This is a genomic window from Nocardioides sp. InS609-2, assembly GCF_023208195.1.
In the GTDB taxonomy this organism is placed as follows: domain Bacteria; phylum Actinomycetota; class Actinomycetes; order Propionibacteriales; family Nocardioidaceae; genus Nocardioides.
The window spans coordinates 4124895-4141459 of sequence record NZ_CP060034.1 but is presented as its reverse complement, the minus strand read 5'-3'; the positions used below and the strand labels follow the sequence as shown (position 1 = coordinate 4141459).

Genomic DNA, 16565 nt, shown 5'->3' with positions numbered 1-16565 from the left:
GCATCCACTCGCGCAGATCAACTGATCAACTCAGGTGGATCATCTTGAGCATGCCCATGAGGGCGTGCGGCATGCCGTTCATCCTGGGGTCGGGAAAGAAGCACATGATGACGTACTGCCCCGGCGGCAGGTCGTAGTTCACCGTCATCTTCCGCCCGGAACTGAGCGTCGCCGTCTCCAGGCTGCCTGGCAGGAACCAGGGGGGCGGCGGCCCCTGCCCTCCACTCCTCAGTGCCTCGAGCACCTGGTCGGTCGTGGTGCCCTCCGCGACCTGCTGGAGGATCACGAAGTGCGGCGTGGTCCGGTCGGCGTTCTTGAACAGGAAGGTGCCCTTGGCCGGCAGCAGGTTGGAACCGCCCCACTTCGGACCGGTGCGGCCGATGATCTTGCCGTCCACGTTGGGGGTCCTGGCGCGCTTCACCGCGCCTGCGCTGAAGTCGGCGTGGCCGCGCGACGCGAAGGAGAACACGGTGTAGTCGCCGGCCTTCGGCAGCACCACCGTGCCGCTCCCCCCTGGCTGGAAGCCGCCGAGGAACTCGGTGTTGGCGATGGCGCGCCTGAGCGCCTTCACGTCGCCCTTGTCGGCGGCGGCGGCGTCCTTGGCGAAGTCGGCGTGGTCGTAGCCGGGGTCGAACATCAAGATCTCGGCAGTCCCCTTCCCCTTGACGTGGATCTTCACGCGACCGGCGCGGAGGCCCTGGGCACCACGGATGGTGATCGCCCTCTTGGCGACCGTGATGGTCATCGAATTGGCGGCAGCCTCGGCACGTACCGCCGAAGCGGCAAGGGGCACCAGGAGCGGTGCCGCCACGAGACTGGTCGTACACGCCACGGCGATGCCGCCGCGCACGGCCTTGAGTAACCGCATGAGCGACTCCTTCGGTCACGGAACATGGACCCCACAACCGTGCTCCGGAAGGGCCTGCCCCGCATCGCCCGCACGGGGTATTTTCCACGATCCTGGGGATGCCGAACTCGGGTCGATTGTGCGATAACTGGCCAGATGACCACGTCTCGCCGGCGCGCCGCCTGGCTTGCGGGCGCGCTGTGGGTCGTCCTCGCGCTCCCCCTCGCGGCGGGTCCACCGTCGGCCCCGAACGCCAGCGCCGTGGTGAGCCCGGCGTCGGCCACCCTCGTGGTCAACCGGGGCTCGCTGGCCTTCTCCCCGAAGGAGGTGACACTCGGCGGCGGCGGCACGCTCACCCTGGTCAACCTCGACTCCTTCGATCACACCGTCACCTCGGTGGCCACGGCCACCGACGGCACACCGCTGTTCGACGTCCGGGTGCCTGCCGGCACGAGTGCCACCATCACCGGCGTCGAAGCACTCGCCGAGGGTTCCTACGCTTTCTACTGCAAGCTCCATCCCCAGATGCGGGGGGTGCTCGTCGTCGAGGGCGGCGGTGGCTCCGTCACGCCTCAGCTGCCGTCATTCGACCAGCCGCTCGTGGTGCCACGAAAGAAGCGCGGCACCGAGATCACGATCCCGATGCGCCTGGCCCGGGTGCGGGTGCTGCCGACCGGCCCCGCGACGCGGATGTGGACGTACGGCGGCACCTACCCCGGCCCCACGATCGTCCGGCCGGCGGGCGGGGAGACGCGGGTGCGGTTCGTCCACCGGCTGCCGCGCCGGGCCGGTGCCCTGACCGTGCACCTGCACGGTGACCACCACGCATCCGAGCACGACGGGCAACCGACCACCCAGCTGGTGCGCCCGGGGCGCGCGCGGACCTACGAGTACCCGCTGACCTACGGCGGTCTGCCCGAGCCGAGCTCGTTCTTCTTCTACCACGATCACCGGATGAACCGGACGGCTCGCAACAACTGGCGCGGGTTGCAGGGCATGTTCGTGGTCAAGGACTCCTCCCAGGCATCGTTGCGACTGCCCACAGGCCTGCGCGACGTGCCACTCATGCTGGCCGACCGATCGTTCCGCACCGACAACGAGCTGACCAACCCGTTCGCACACGGACCCCGGATGGTGGGTCACCACGGGGCAATGGCGTGGCTGGGTCCGCGCGCACCGCCGGACGACGCCACGGTCGGGACGCACGTGCTCGTCAACGGCCGCTACGCGCCGTACCTTCGGGTCAGCGCGACCCGATACCGGCTGCGCCTGCTCAACGCGTCCCACTTCTCCAGCTACGCCATCGGCCTCTCCGACGGCCGGCCGTTGCTGCAGATCGGCACCGGCAACGGTCTGCTGCACAAGCCGGCGGTCCGCCAGCGGGTGCTGCTCGGTCCGGCTCAGCGAGCAGACGTGATCGTGGACTTCCACGGTGCGAACGGCAAGAACCTGGTGCTCGACTCCGTCCCCGCCGCCACCGGCGAGACGGGCGCGGACGCCCGCCAGGTGGCCCTCATGCAGTTCCGCGTGGGCGCCGAGGCACCCGACCGCTCGCGGCTACCGGCGCGGCTGCCGTCCCCCGATCTCGTGCGGGTCCCCGCGAAGGTGTCGAAGACCTGGACCTTCGACCTGGGCGGCAGCCATCGTCACGGCACCTTCTGGTCCATCAACGGGCAGGCTTTCGACCCGGGACGTGTCGACCACCGGGCACGTCTGGGCACGGTCGAACGGTGGCGGTTGCGCAACACGAGCGACATGACGCACTCCGTCCACATCCACGCCGAGCAGTGGCGCACCGTGCTGCGCGACGGCAGGCGTCCGCCACCGTGGGAGCGAGGCCTCGAGGACACCTGGCGCCTCGAACCCGGCGAGGTGGTCGAGGTGGCCACCCGGTTCGAGGACTACACCGGGCCGTTCATGATCCACTGCCACATGCTCGACCACGAGGACCACGGCATGATGGCTCGCTTCGACGTGGTCGACTGACGCGTGCACTTCGCGAGCACACGAGGTCTTTCGCTCGACCGGCAAGTCACGGCAGGATCACCCAGATGACCACCTTCGTGTTCGACTTCGCCGACGGCAACAAGGACCAGAAGGACCTACTGGGCGGCAAGGGCGCCAATCTGGCCGAGATGACCAACCTCGGGCTGCCGGTGCCACCCGGCTTCACCATCACCACCGAGGCCTGTCGGGCCTACCTCGAAAGTGGTGGCCAGCCCGACACCCTCGAAGCCGAGGTGAGCGAGCACCTCGCAGACCTCGAGAAGAAGATGGGCCGCACCCTCGGTGACGCGAGCGACCCGCTTCTGGTCAGCGTGCGTAGCGGCGCGAAGTTCTCGATGCCCGGGATGATGGAGACGGTTCTCAACATCGGCCTCAACGACGAGTCGGTCGCAGGGCTGGCGCAGCACAGTGACGACGAGCGGTTCGCGCTCGACTCCTACCGGCGGCTGCTGCAGATGTTCGGGTCGACGGTGCTCGACGTGGACGCCGAGCACTTCTCCGACGCCCTCGATGCGGCGAAGAAGGCCAAGGACACCACCGAGGACCTCGATCTCGACGTCGAGGACCTGCGCACCCTCGTCGAGGACTTCAAGGCGCTGATCCGCGAGCACGCCGGACGCGAGTTCCCGCAGGACCCGCGCGAGCAGATGGAGCTGGCCACGAAGGCCGTCTTCGACTCGTGGAACACCGACCGGGCGGTGCTCTACCGCCGCCAGGAGCGCATCCCCGAGGACCTCGGCACTGCCGTCAACATCCAGGCGATGGTGTTCGGCAACCGCGGGATGACCTCGGGCTCCGGCGTCTGCTTCACCCGGGATCCCGCCAGTGGCGACCAGGGCGTGTACGGCGACTACCTGCAGAACGCCCAGGGCGAGGACGTGGTCGCCGGCACCCGCAACACCGTGTCGCTGGCCGACATGGCCGAGATCGACAAGGAGTCGCACGACGAGCTCATCGAGATCATGGAGACGCTCGAGAAGCACTACAAGGACATGTGCGACATCGAGTTCACCGTCGAGGACGGCAAGCTCTGGATGTTGCAGACCCGCGTCGGCAAGCGCACCCCCGAGGCAGCCTTCCGCATCGCCGTACACATGGCGGACGAAGGCCTGATCGACATGGACGAGGCGCTGCGCCGGGTCAACGGCGAGCAGCTCGCCAACCTGATGTTCCCGCGCTTCGACGTCAACGCCGAGCGCACGCTGCTCGCCAAGGGGATGAACGCCTCCCCCGGTGCGGCCGTCGGCAGGGCCGTCTTCGACTGGGCGACCGCGGTCGAGTGGGCCGAGAACGGCGAGGACGTCATCCTGGTCCGCAAGGAGACCACGCCGGAGGACCTGCACGGGATGATGGTCGCCCGCGGCGTGCTCACCAGCCGGGGCGGCAAGACGTCGCATGCCGCCGTGGTCGCGCGCGGCATGGGCCGCACGTGCGTGTGCGGTGCCGAGGCTCTCGACGTCGACACCCGTGAGGGCGAGTTCACCGTCCGCGACGGCAAGACGATCCGCGAGGGCGACGTCATCTCCATCGACGGCTCGACCGGCGAGGTCTTCGACGGCGCGGTCCCGGTCGCCGACTCGTTCGTGGTCCGCTACTTCGAGGGGCAGGAGGTCGACGAGCCGCTGGTCGAGGCCGTCGCCCGGCTGATGGACCATGCCGATGCCGCCCGCCGGCTGCGGGTGCGCACCAACGCCGACACTGCCGAGGACGCTGCCCGGGCCCGCCGCTTCGGCGCCCAGGGCATCGGCCTGTGCCGGACCGAGCACATGTTCCTCGGTGAGCGTCGCGGCCTCGTGGAGAACCTCATCGTCGCGGAGAGCGACGATGAGCAGTCGGCGGCTCTCGACGAGCTGCTCCCCCTCCAGCGCCACGACTTCCTCGAGATCTTCGAGGCCATGGACGGGCTGCCGGTGACCATCCGGCTCATCGACCCGCCACTGCACGAGTTCCTGCCCGACCTCACCGACCTGTCGGTGGCGATGGCCGTCGCCGACGTGCACGGACACCGCAAGAAGCGCCAGCGCAAGCTGCTGAAGGCCGTCCAGCGCCTGCACGAGTCGAACCCGATGCTCGGCCTGCGCGGCGTACGCCTCGGCATCGTGATCCCCGGGCTGTTCACGATGCAGACCCGGGCCATCCTCGAGGCGGCCGCGGAGCGGATCAGGGGCGGCGGGTCCGCCGAGCCCGAGATCATGATCCCGCTCGTCGCGAGCGTCCGCGAGCTCGACCTGGTGCGCGCCAGGATCAAGCAGGTCGCCATCGACGTACAGGAGGAGACCGGGACCACCGTGCCACACAAGATCGGCACCATGATCGAGCTGCCGCGAGCCGCGATGACGGCCGGCGAGATCGCCGGGTCGGCGGAGTTCTTCTCCTTCGGGACCAACGACCTCACCCAGATGACGTGGGGCTTCTCCCGCGACGACGTCGAGGCGTCCTTCTTCAGCACCTACCTCGAGCAGGGTGTCTTCCCGGTCTCGCCGTTCGAGTCGCTCGACATCGACGGAGTCGGCTCGCTCGTACGACGCGCGGTCGAGGACGGCAAGGCGGCGAATCCCGAGCTCCACCTCGGTGTCTGCGGCGAGCACGGCGGTGACCCGGCGTCGATCCACTTCTTCGACGAGGTCGGCCTCGACTACGTGTCGTGCTCACCGTTCCGGGTGCCTGTCGCCCGGTTGGAGGCGGGTCGCGCGCGACTGACCTGAGCATCCACTGGCTAGGGTGACGACGTGACCGCACATCCCGAGCCGCCCACGCTCTCGGACGGCACGATCAGCTTGCGGGCCACGACGATCGGCGACAACCACCTGGCGGCGTTCATCGTGGAGTATCACGGAGCGCCCGTCGGTGCCGTCGAGGTCACACCCGAGGGCGAAGCCGGTGGCAGTCTGAGCTGGCGACTCGCGATCGACCAGCGAGGCCGTGGCTTCGCCACCCGCGCGGTCCGCGTGCTCGCCGACTGGGCGCTGACCGGGCGTGAACAGGGCGGCCTGGGCCTGCTGCGCGTCGAGGCCCGCGTCGACCCTCGCAACGAACAGTCCCTGCGCGTCGCAACGCGATCCGGCCTGCGCCGTGAGGGCGTGCAGCGCGTGGTCGCGGGCATGGGCGATGATGCCGACGCCACCGAGTACGTCGTCCTCGCGCGCCTTGCAGACGACCCGCCGCTCAGCGACCCGGCGAGCTTCCGGGCGCTGCTCAACTCGTTCCTGCCGCGCAAGCGTGCGATCAGCCAGCTGCTGGTGCGCGACCATGACGCCCGCGTGCTGCTCTGCCAGCTCACCTACAAGCACGACTGGGACCTGCCAGGCGGCGTTGTCGAGGTCGGCGAGTCACCACACCTGGCCGCCGGCCGCGAGGTCGAGGAGGAGCTGGCGCTCCACATCGAGCCCGGCAGGCTCCTGCTCACCGACTGGCTGCCCCCGTGGGGTGGCTGGGACGACGCGCTCTGCCTGGTCTTCGACGGCGGCGTACAGGATCCCGCGATCGTGGCCGACGTCGTGCGCCAGGAGCGCGAGATCCGCGACGTCGCGTTCTGCACTCCCGAGCAGGTGCGCGACCGGGCCGCCGACTTCACCGCCCGCCGTATCGAGTCGGCGATGAAGAACCTGACCGGCGGCCCGGCCTACACCGAGTCCGGCCGGGACCACCCCCCAACAACCGTTTGACAGTCGATCGACTGTCGGCAACACTGACCTCCCAACAACTCTTGGAGGGTCAGTGGAAAAGCAGATCTCGGCGCTCCGCGCCACCGCTCACCCGGTGCGCCTGCGCATCTTGTCGCTGCTGACCAATACCGCCATGAGCGCCGCCGAGGTGGCCCGTGAGCTCGAGATCAGCCATGCCAGCGCGTCGTACCACCTGCGCACGCTCCTCGACGTGGGCGAGCTCGTGGAAGCAGGCGAGGAGAAGATCCGGGGCGGCGTCGCCAAGCGCTACCGCTACCCGCACGAACACGGCGGACTCCCGACAGCCGGCCCCAAGCCGACGCGCGAGGAGTTCACCGCCTATCTCAAGGCGCTGCACCGCGAGGTCGAGCGCCGCTCGCAGCTCCCCCGCACGGGCAAGGTCGGCTACAGCTCCGACATCGAGGGCTGGGTGCCACCCGCGATCTACCAGGAGGCCGCCGCTCTGATCTCGCAGGCCTCCCAGCTGCTGCACGACCACAACGCCGCACCGCGCACGAAGGGCACCATCCACATCTCCGCCACCCTGACCGCGTTCACCCTGGACGGTGGATCGTGACATCCACGGGCACCTGGGGCGACGCCATGGCGCCCCTGCGCGAGCGCAACTTCCGCTACTACTTCGCCTCTCGCACGGTCAACCTGCTCGGCTCGATGATGGCCAGCATCGCGCTCGCCTTCGCGGTCCTCGAGATCACCGACGACCCCAAGGCGCTGGGCCAGGTGCTGGCCGCGCACACGATCCCGATGGTGGCGCTGCTGCTGTGGGGCGGCGTCGTCGCCGACCGCTTCCCACGCGAGCTGGTGCTCCAGTTCTCCAACCTCACGTCCGCGATCTCACAGGGCGCGATCGCGGTGCTTGTCATCGCAGGGGAGGCGGAGCTGTGGATGCTCGTGGTCCTGAGCGCGGTGCACGGCACCGTCTCGGCGCTCAGCTTCCCGGCGATGGCCAGCATCATGCCGCAGCTGGTGCCCCGCGACCAGCTGCAGCGGGCCAACGCGCTGATGTCTCTGGTGCGCGGCGGCCTCACGATCCTCGGACCCACGATCGGCGCCCTGCTCGTCGTCTCCGTCGGCGCGGGCTGGGCGCTGGGCGTCGACGCGGCTACCTGGCTCGTGTCGGCCCTGCTGCTGGGCTTCGTGCGCATCCCCCGCGCCGAGAAGACCGATGAGCAGCCGGGCACGCTGTCGGAGCTCGTCGCCGGCTGGACCTACGTGCGGCAGACCACCTGGCTGTGGGCTGTGGTCCTGGGGTTCGGCTTCCTCAACTTCATCCAGGCGGGCGCGTGGAGCACGCTGGGTCCGGCGGTCGCTGAGCGGACCTTCGGCCCGCAGGGCTGGGGGTTGATCCTCTCCGCCGAGGCCATCGGGCTCTTGCTCATGACGCTCGTGCTGCTGCGCATCCCGCTCCAGCGACCGCTGCTCTACGGCATGTGCGGAGTCGCCTGCCTCGGCCTGCCGATCTTCATGCTGGGCGCCCACCCGAATCTGTGGTGGCTGGTGCCGGCCGCATTCGTCGCCGGCGCCGGCACCGAGGTCTTCTCGATGGGCTGGAACCTCGCCATGCAGGAGCACGTGCCCGACGAGATGCTCTCGCGCGCCTACTCCTACGACGCGCTCGGCTCCTTCGTCGCGGTCCCGATCGGCCAGCTCGCCTTCGGGCCCCTCGCCGCGGCGTACGGCTTCAGGGACGTGCTGATGGTGAGCGGCGTGGTCTACGCGCTCATCTGCTGCCTGGTGCTGTGCTCCCGCTCCGCTCGACAGCTGCAACGGCTTCCTGCAGCGGACGACGTGGAGGTCGCACGGTGACCAGGAGGCCCACGAGCATCACCACGCCACCGATCGCCTCGGCAGTAGCCGGGGTCTCCCCCAGCAGCGCCCATGCCGCGGTCATCGAGACGACGGGCACGAGCAGGATCCACGGCACGACGGCGGCGGTCGGCCAGCGCGCCAGCAGCGAGTTGAAGATCGAGTAGCCCACCAGGCTCGCCAGCACCACGGTGTACGCCGTCGAGGCCGCCGCCTGCCACCCGAAGGCGGCGAGCCCGTCGGTCACCCCCTCGACGCCGTCGATGGCGAGCGCCAGCGCGAGAGCCGGCACGGGCACGAACACGGCCGACCACACGGTCACCGACAACCCCGCGCGCACCTTCGACGCCCTGACGACGACGTTGCCGACTGCCCACGAGAGCGCCGCCAGCACCGTCAGGAGCAGTGCCAGGAGCGGCACGTTGCCGCCGCGGCCGGCCGCGATGACGAGGAGACCGAGCGTCCCCAGGGCAACACCGCAGAACTGCGCCGTGCTGGGCCGCTCCCCCAGGGTCGCGGCGCTCAGCACGACCGTGAAGACGATCTGCGCCTGCAGCACGAGGCCGGCCAGGCCGGGCGGCATCCCGGCCGCGAGGGCGCCGTACAGAAGGCCGAACTGGCCGAGCGACATGGTCAGCCCGACCGCGGCGAGCACGCGCCACGACACCTGCGGGCGGCGTACGAAGAAGATCGCCGGCAGGGCCACGCCGACGAACCGGAACACCAGGAAGAGCAGTGGCGGCACCCCGACCATGCCCCAGTCGATGACCAGGAAGTTCACACCCCAGATGACCGCCACCGCGGCCGCCAGCATCGAGTCACGACGAGTCATGGGCTCATCCTGCGGCAACAGACAATGCAGCACCATCAAACGTTCGACCACCCAACCGTGTAGCGTTGCTGCATGATCGACCTCGCCGCCCTGGCCTCCCTGCGCGCTGTCGACCAGCACGGCTCGGTCGGCGGGGCGGCCGACGTCCTCGGCTACACCCCCAGCGCCGTCTCGCAGCAGGTGAAGCGGCTGGAGCGGCAGACCGGCGTCGCGTTGCTCGAGCGGGTGGGCAGGGGGGTGCTGCTCACGCATGAGGGACGACGCCTCGTCGAGCGTGGCGGCCGGCTGCTCGACGATCTCGAGTCCCTGCAGTCGGGGCTGCACGCCGACACCGGGCAGGTGTCGGCTCGTCTGCGCGTCGCGACGTTCTCGACCGCCCTGCGGGGCCTGGTGGCCCCGGTCGTGCGGGCACTGCTCGACGACCACCCCGATCTCCGGCTGACGCTCGTCGAGCACGAGCCCTGGCAGAGCATCGACCTGGTCGCCACCGGCCGGGCCGACCTGGCCATCGCGCACAACTGGGGCGACGTACCCCTGACCATCCCCGACCACCTCGTCAGCGACGTCGTCGCGCACGACCGCGCCGACGTCGTCATGCGCCGTGACCACCCGCTGGCCGGGCGGGCCACCGTCACTCCGCACGACCTGGTCAGCGAGTCGTGGATCGCCACCCCGGAAGGCACGATCTGCCGTCAGTGGCTGCGCCGGATGTACGACGACACCGGTCACCCGCCGCGGATCGCGCACGTGGCCGCAGACTTCGACAGCCACCTGGCGCTCGTGCAGGCGGGGCTCGGCATCGCGCTCGTGCCTCGCCTGGGTCGCTCGCCGCTCGGACCCGAGCTGGTCGCGGTGCACGCGCACCGACCCGAGCCCACGCGCGAGATCGTCGCCGTGCACCGGTCGTCGATGTCGGCCTCGCCCGCCATCAGGTGCGTGCTGGCGGCCCTGACGCCTCTCAGAACAGGGCGGATGCCAGGGCTCGTCGGCCGGTGAGGACCCGCTCGTCGTCGTTGCCGACGGCGGAGAACAACCCCAGCAGGTGGTCGCGCGCCTTCGTGCGCTCGTCACCGACCGTGCGGCGTACGACGTCGACCAGACGCGCGAACGCGTCGTCGACGTGGCCGCCCAGCATGTCGAGGTCGGCCACGAGGGTCTGCGCGTCGATGTCGTCGGGGTCGGCCGCGGCCGCGGCCCGCGCCTCGTTGAGGTCGACGCCCTGGGTGCGCAGCAGCACCTTCGCCATCGCGAGACCGGCCACCGCCTCCACGTCGGCGGGGTTGGCGTCGACGAGCTTCTGGTACTCCGCGACGGCGGTGTCGATGTCACCCTCGCCCAGTGCATCCTGGGCAGGCGCGTAGCGCGGGTCCACGGGCGGCTCGGCGTCCTCGTCCACGGCTGCCGGCGCTTCGGCTCGGCGCGGTTGGTGGCGCGTGGTGATGCCCTGCGTGGTGAACTGCTGGACCACGGTCGTCAGGGCGGTGCGCAGCTCCGCGATCGGCAGCGCGTCCTGGAACAGCGGCATCGGCCGGCCGTCGAGCACGGCCACGACCAGCGGGATCGACGGGATCTGCATCGCCTGGGCGATCTGCGGTGCGGCGTCGATGTCGACGAGGCCGACCAGGAACCGACCCTCGAACTCGCCCGACAGCGTCTCGAGGTCGTCGGCGAGCTGACCGCTCTCGGGCATCCGGGTGCGGGAGTAGAACGCCAGCAGCACCGGCGCCGACATCGAGCTCTCGATGACCTGCTGGAAGTCCTGCTCGGTCACGTGCACGGAGTACGCCGACCCGCCGGCGGGTCCGCCGGGGCCTCCGGTGGGAGCGCCGGCAGGCGCGGCCGGAGCCGCGGGGCGCTTCAGTGCCGACAGGTCGATGGCACCAGGACGGGAGAACGGTTGCTGCGTCATACGGCCATTCTCACCAACGGGTGGTCGCGGCCGCCAACCGCCTCCGTCCGGCACACCTCAGCCGAGTGCTGCCCCGACCACCTCACGCGCCTCCGCCTGCACCCGGGCGAGGTGCTCGGGCCCCCGGAACGACTCGGCGTAGATCTTGTAGACGTCCTCGGTGCCCGACGGCCGGGCGGCGAACCAGGCGCTCTCGGTGGTCACCTTGAGGCCGCCGATGCCGGCTCCGTTGCCGGGCGCCTCGGTGAGCTTCGCGGTGATCTCCTCGCCGGCCAGGGACGTCGCCGCCACGTCGTCGGGCGACAACGCCGCGAGCTTGGCCTTCTGCGCGCGGTCGGCCGGCGCGTCCACCCGCGCGTACGCCGGGTCGCCGTGCTGGGCGACCAGGTCGGCGTAGTGCTGCGAAGGGCTCAGACCCGTCCGCGCCAGGATCTCCGAGGCGAGGAGCGCCAGGATGATGCCGTCCTTGTCGGTCGTCCACGTGGTGCCGTCCATCCTCAGGAACGACGCCCCCGCGGACTCCTCGCCGCCGAACCCGAACGAGCCGTCGATGAGTCCGGGCACGAACCACTTGAAGCCGACCGGCACCTCCACCATCGGCCTGCCAAGCGACGCGGCGACCCTGTCGATCATCGACGACGACACCAGCGTCTTGCCGATCCGCGCGGTGTCCGGCCAGCCCGGCCTCGCTCCCCCGAAGAGGTAGCCGATCGCGACCGCCAGGTAGTGGTTGGGATTCATCAGGCCGCCGTCCGGGGTCACGATGCCGTGCCGGTCGGAGTCGGCGTCGTTGCCGGTCGCGATGTCGTACGCGGCTCCGCCTTCCAGCAGCTCGACCAACGAGGCCATCGCCGACGGCGACGAGCAGTCCATCCGGATCTTCTCGTCCCAGTCGAGCGTCATGAACCGCCACGTCGGGTCCACCAGCGGGTTCACCACCGTCAGGTCGAGACCATGCCGTTCTCCGATCTCTCCCCAGTAGTGCACCGAAGCACCGCCCAGCGGGTCGGCGCCGATCCGGACGCCGGCCTCCCTGATGGCCGCGAGGTCGACCACCGACGGCAGGTCGTCGACGTAGGTCCCCAGGAAGTCGTACGACGAGCAGCCGGCGCGTGCCCGCGTGAACGGCGTACGCCGCACGTCGGCCAGGCCGCCCCTGATCAGCTGGTTCGCCCGGGCCGCGATCACCGACGTCGCGTCGGTGTCGGCTGGCCCGCCGTGCGGAGGGTTGTACTTGAAGCCGCCGTCGGACGGTGGGTTGTGCGAGGGCGTGACGACGATCCCGTCGGCCAGTCCCGGACCCGTCGACCGGCCGGCGTTGGCGCGCAGGATCGCGTGCGACACCGCAGGCGTTGGGGTGTAGCCGTCCGCTGCGTCGACCAGCACCGTCACATCGTTGGCGTCCAGCACCTCTATCGCGGATGCCCACGCCGGCTCGGAGAGCCCATGGGTGTCGCGGCCGATGAACAGCGGGCCGTCGTACCCCTGCTCGCGGCGGTAGTCGCAGATGGCCTGCGTCGTCGCGAGGATGTGCGCCTCGTTGAACGACGTCTTCAGGCTGGTGCCACGGTGGCCGCTGGTGCCGAACGCGACCTGCTGGTCGACGTCGTCGGGATCGGGGACGCCCGTGTAGTAGGCCGTCACCAGGTGGGCGACGTCGACGAGGTCGGAGGGCTGGGCCGGGGTGCCGGCTCGTTCGTTGCTCACACAGCGAAACTAGCGACGCGCGCAACGACCCGGCCAGGGCCCCCGGTCAGAAGCGCGCCGGCTCGCGGTACTCGCCCCACTCCGCACGCAGCGCGTCGCAGATCTCGCCGAGCGTGGCCTCGACCCGGCAGGCCTCGAGCATCGCCTCGATCATGTTCTCGTCGGTGCGGCCGACCTCGACCATCCTGGTCAGCGCAGCCGCCACCACGGCATCGTCGCGGCCGCTCTTGCGCTCGGCCAGCAACCGCACCTGCTCGACCTCGACCTCGTGGCTGACCCGCAGGATTTCGAGGTCGTGGGTGACGGACTCGTGGTGGCAGTTGACGCCGACGATCCGCTTCTCCTTCTTCTCGAGCGCGACCTGGTACTGGAAGGCCGCCTCGGCGATCTCGGACATGAACCAGCCGTCCTCGATGCCGCGCAGCAGCCCCTTGGTCATCGGGTTCTCGTCGCCGCGCGAAGCGGCCGCCAGCCCCTCGATGTCGTCGTGGGTGAGCCCAGAAGTCGTAGGGCCGCCCATCGAAAGAATCTTGTCGAAGATCGCGTTGGCCTCGGCCTCGATCTTGTCGGTGAGCGCCTCGACGTACCAGCTGCCACCGAGCGGGTCGGCGACGTTGACGACGCCGGTCTCCTCCATGATCACCTGCTGGGTGCGCAGCGCGATCTCGGCGGCCTGCTCGCTGGGCAGCGCGAGAGTCTCGTCGAGGGCGTTGGTGTGCAGCGAGTTGGTGCCACCGAGCACGGCCGACAGCGCCTCGATGCCCGTGCGTACGACGTTGTTGTACGGCTGCTGGGCCGTGAGCGAGACACCGGCGGTCTGGGTGTGGAACCGCAGCCACTGCGCCTTCTCGGTCTTGGCGCCGTAGACGTCGCGCAGCCAGCGGGCCCAGATGCGGCGGGCCGCGCGGAACTTGGCGATCTCCTCGAAGAAGTCGACGTGCGCGTCGAAGAAGAACGACAGGCCGGGCGCGAAGACGTCGACGTCGAGACCGCGCGAGAGGCCCAGCTCGACGTAGCCGAAGCCGTCGGCGAGGGTGAAGGCGAGCTCCTGTGCGGCCGTCGAGCCGGCCTCGCGGATGTGGTAGCCGGAGACCGAGAGCGGCTTGTAGGCCGGGGCCTTCTCGACGCAGTACTCCATCAGGTCGCCGATCAGGCGCAGGTGCGGCTCGGCGCCGAAGATCCACTCCTTCTGGGCGATGTACTCCTTGAAGATGTCGGTCTGCAGCGTGCCGTTGAGGACGCTCGTGTCCACGCCCGCACGCTCGGCGGCGACGATCATCATGCAGAACACCGGCACCGCAGGGCCGCTGATCGTCATCGACGTGGTGACCTGACCGAGGTCGATGCCGTCGAAGAGCGTCTCCATGTCGGCCGCGGAGTCGATGGCCACGCCGCAGTGCCCGACCTCGCCGAGCGCCTTGGGATCGTCGGAGTCGCGGCCCATCAGGGTCGGCATGTCGAAGGCGACCGAGAGCCCGCCACCACCGCGACCGAGGATCATCTTGTAGCGCTCGTTGGTCTGCTGCGCGTTGCCGAAGCCCGCGAACTGGCGGATCGTCCAGGTGCGCCCGCGGTAGCCGGTCGGGTAGAGACCGCGCGTGAACGGGAACTCGCCCGGCCACTCGGAGTCGTCGGCGCCGTAGGCGGGCTCGACCTCCACGCCGGAGAGCGTGCTGAAGTCGACGTCACGCACGCGACCCGAGTCGACCGAGCCGTCGTAGCGCTTCTGCCAGCGCTCGCGCGCAGTGTCGTCTGTCATGACCCGATACTAGGACGTCCTAGTATTTTTTCCCAGCCGCACTTCCCGCTCCACCGCCAGGGAGGCACCGACTGCCGGCAGACCCGGGACCAGCTGGCGGGTACGGCGGTCGTCCACGGGGCTCATGACGTCCATCGAGAGCGCCGTCAGGCAAAGGCGCCGGACCTGCGGGAGAGCCAGTCCGACCGACATGGCCGCGGCGAGCAGGACGGCACGCGGCACCCGGCGCGGTTGCCCCGCCCAGCCACGGGCCAGCATCAGGCGACGTGCCAGCTGCTCGAGCGTCAGCAGCTCCGGCCCGACGATGTCGAGTGTCGCGCCGCGCAGACCCGGGTCCTCGACCGCACGCACGACCAGCGCCGCCACGTCTCCGACGTCGACCCACGGGATCGGGTTGTCTCCCCGCCCGAGGACGACCGGCCGCCCGGAGCGCCCCCCGGACTGCGTGAGCACGTCGAGCCAGGTCTGCACGAAGGCACTGGGCCGGATCACCGTGCCGGCACAGCCGGAGCCGGCCAGGCGTCGTTCCGCAGCATGCTTCGCCCGCGCCAGCTCCCAGCCGGCATCTGCCGCGGCGCCCCCGACCGAGAGCAGGACGACGTCGGCGCCCTCTCGCGCGGCCGCGTCGATCAGCGGCACGTTGCCGTCGCGGTCAACCGAGGCCGGGCTCACCCTTCCCTTGCCGACGAGCCCCTGCACCACCGACACCACCACTCGTGCGCCGCTCACCGCGCGCGCGACCGCGTCGGCGTCGCGGATGTCGCCCTGAACACTCTCGACCATCGGGGACACCGGACCCGAGTTCACGCCGCGGCTCAGCGCGCGGACCTGGTGTCCGTGGCCCGCCAAGGTTGCGGTGACCTGACTACCGAGACGGCCAGTCCCTCCGGCCACAAGGATCACGGGCGTGGTCCGACCAGGTTGACGACGGCCTCGTCGGCCGACGTCGCCTCGGTGTCGACCGGCTCCATGAAGAAGCGTGCAGCCTGAGCCCGGTCGTCGACCAGGTCGAAGATGATCACACCTCGCGGCTGGTGTCGTCCGCCGTCGAGTCGAACTCCGTTCATCGTCCACTCACTCCAGACACGCTGGCCGCTCTGGGCCGTCGCCAGGACGCGCACCTCCAGGTTCGGCACCCGGGCGAACATGCCCGTCCAGTTGCGACGTACCTGGCCGGTCCCGATGAAGTCGCGCCCGGGGTGACAGGGGTTGGTCAGCGTGTAGTCGTCGTGGAAGCAGTCCACGATGCCGTCGACGTCGTGGGCGTTGGTGACGTCGCGCAAACGCTCGGCGAATCCGCGACCGTCCATGGGCCAGCTCCATTTTGATATAGTCCGCTGTAATCAATACTAGGAGTGTGGACCCGCGTGACAGGGACCGTCGAGACCCGCGCGTACGACACGTCGTCGCGGCGCGCCCGCGCGCAGGAACGTCGTACGCGCGTGCTGGACGTCGCGTGGGAGCAGTTCCGAAGCCAGGGCTACGCAGCGACGACCGTCGGCGCCGTTGCGCGCGCGGCCGGGGTCTCCGAGCAGACCATCTACAAGACGTACGGCGGCAAGGCCGGGCTGGTCCGGCACCTACGCCTCCGAGCGCTCGAGGGCGACGAGCACTCGGAGCCAGCCGAACGCCGCTCCGACCGCCTTCGCAGCAACCCGGACCCGCGCCGGATCGTGGCCGGCTGGGCGCGGCTCGCCAGCGAGGTCGCACCCCGCGTCTCCCCCATCCTGCTGCTCGTCCGCGACGCGGCGCTCACCGACCCGGGCCTGCAGGGACTCGCCGTCGAGGTGGACGACGAGCGCAGGCGCCGGATGCGTGAGAACGCCGAGTCCCTTGGGCGAGCAAGTCACCTGAGAACCGATGTGTCGACCGAGCAGGCGACCGACGTGCTGTTCGCGGTCAGCTCGCCCGAGATGTTCGAGCTGCTGGTCATCCGCTGCGGCTGGGACCTGCCTCGCTACGCGACGTACGTCGAGGACACGCTCTGCGCCGCGCTACTGCCGGGTTGAGCC

Annotated in this window: 14 protein-coding genes; 7 read left to right on the top strand and 7 right to left on the bottom strand. The window is 70.1% G+C overall.

What is annotated here, in order from left to right:
* Positions 1-25 precede the first annotated feature (25 nt).
* Positions 26-868: a hypothetical protein gene (locus tag H4Q84_RS21280; protein ID WP_248581064.1), complete on the bottom strand. Its 843-nt coding sequence runs from the start codon at positions 866-868 to the stop codon at positions 26-28.
* A 135-nt stretch (positions 869-1003) separates the two neighbouring features.
* Here H4Q84_RS21280 and H4Q84_RS21275 point away from each other — a divergent pair, with 135 nt between their 5' ends.
* The 5 genes from H4Q84_RS21275 (at position 1004) to H4Q84_RS21255 (ending at position 8346) form a co-directional block, all read left to right on the top strand.
* A complete protein-coding gene (locus tag H4Q84_RS21275) occupies positions 1004-2833 on the top strand; it encodes a multicopper oxidase domain-containing protein (RefSeq protein WP_248581063.1) in 1830 nt (609 codons plus the stop codon).
* 65 nt (positions 2834-2898) lie between these two features.
* Positions 2899-5559 carry a pyruvate, phosphate dikinase gene (gene ppdK / locus H4Q84_RS21270; RefSeq protein ID WP_248581062.1) on the top strand — a complete coding sequence of 887 codons (2661 nt, stop codon included), beginning with the start codon at positions 2899-2901 and terminating at the stop codon, positions 5557-5559.
* Positions 5560-5583: 24 nt separating this feature from the next.
* On the top strand, positions 5584-6519 hold the full coding sequence (locus tag H4Q84_RS21265; protein ID WP_248581061.1) for a GNAT family N-acetyltransferase: 936 nt from the start codon (positions 5584-5586) through the stop codon (positions 6517-6519).
* Between the two features lie 52 nt (positions 6520-6571).
* Positions 6572-7096, top strand: coding sequence for a helix-turn-helix domain-containing protein (locus H4Q84_RS21260; RefSeq protein ID WP_248581060.1), 525 nt, complete (start codon positions 6572-6574; stop codon positions 7094-7096).
* Positions 7093-8346 (top strand): MFS transporter, encoded by a 1254-nt coding sequence (locus H4Q84_RS21255; protein WP_248581059.1) that lies wholly within the window; start codon positions 7093-7095, stop codon positions 8344-8346. Before H4Q84_RS21260 ends, H4Q84_RS21255 begins: the two co-directional genes overlap by 4 nt.
* Here the strand turns inward: H4Q84_RS21255 and H4Q84_RS21250 are convergent.
* On the bottom strand, positions 8261-9178 hold the full coding sequence (locus H4Q84_RS21250) for an EamA family transporter (protein WP_248581058.1): 918 nt from the start codon (positions 9176-9178) through the stop codon (positions 8261-8263). The genes H4Q84_RS21255 and H4Q84_RS21250 overlap by 86 nt on opposite strands.
* Positions 9179-9250: 72 nt before the next feature.
* Here H4Q84_RS21250 and H4Q84_RS21245 point away from each other — a divergent pair, with 72 nt between their 5' ends.
* Positions 9251-10174: a LysR family transcriptional regulator gene (locus H4Q84_RS21245; protein ID WP_248581057.1), complete on the top strand. Its 924-nt coding sequence runs from the start codon at positions 9251-9253 to the stop codon at positions 10172-10174.
* On the opposite strand, the gene H4Q84_RS21240 is transcribed toward H4Q84_RS21245, so the two are convergent.
* The 5 genes from H4Q84_RS21240 to H4Q84_RS21220 are packed head-to-tail and all read right to left on the bottom strand — an operon-like array spanning position 10137 to position 15863.
* Entirely contained in the window at positions 10137-11087 is a 951-nt protein-coding gene (locus tag H4Q84_RS21240) for a tetratricopeptide repeat protein (protein ID WP_248581056.1), read from the bottom strand. The two genes, H4Q84_RS21245 and H4Q84_RS21240, sit on opposite strands and share 38 nt — an antisense overlap.
* Positions 11088-11144: 57 nt before the next feature.
* Positions 11145-12794, bottom strand: a complete 1650-nt coding sequence (gene pgm / locus H4Q84_RS21235) for a phosphoglucomutase (alpha-D-glucose-1,6-bisphosphate-dependent) (protein ID WP_248581055.1) — start codon at positions 12792-12794, stop codon at positions 11145-11147.
* Between the two features lie 46 nt (positions 12795-12840).
* Positions 12841-14553, bottom strand: coding sequence for a methylmalonyl-CoA mutase family protein (locus H4Q84_RS21230; RefSeq protein WP_248581054.1), 1713 nt, complete (start codon positions 14551-14553; stop codon positions 12841-12843).
* 9 nt (positions 14554-14562) lie between these two features.
* Positions 14563-15447 carry an NAD(P)H-binding protein gene (locus H4Q84_RS21225; RefSeq protein WP_248583699.1) on the bottom strand — a complete coding sequence of 295 codons (885 nt, stop codon included), beginning with the start codon at positions 15445-15447 and terminating at the stop codon, positions 14563-14565.
* Between the two features lie 5 nt (positions 15448-15452).
* Complete coding sequence (locus tag H4Q84_RS21220) at positions 15453-15863, bottom strand: nuclear transport factor 2 family protein (RefSeq protein WP_248581053.1); 411 nt, start codon at positions 15861-15863, stop codon at positions 15453-15455.
* 57 nt (positions 15864-15920) lie between these two features.
* Between H4Q84_RS21220 and H4Q84_RS21215 the strand changes: the two genes are divergently transcribed.
* Positions 15921-16562, top strand: coding sequence for a TetR/AcrR family transcriptional regulator (locus H4Q84_RS21215; protein ID WP_248581052.1), 642 nt, complete (start codon positions 15921-15923; stop codon positions 16560-16562).
* Positions 16563-16565: the final 3 nt, after the last annotated feature.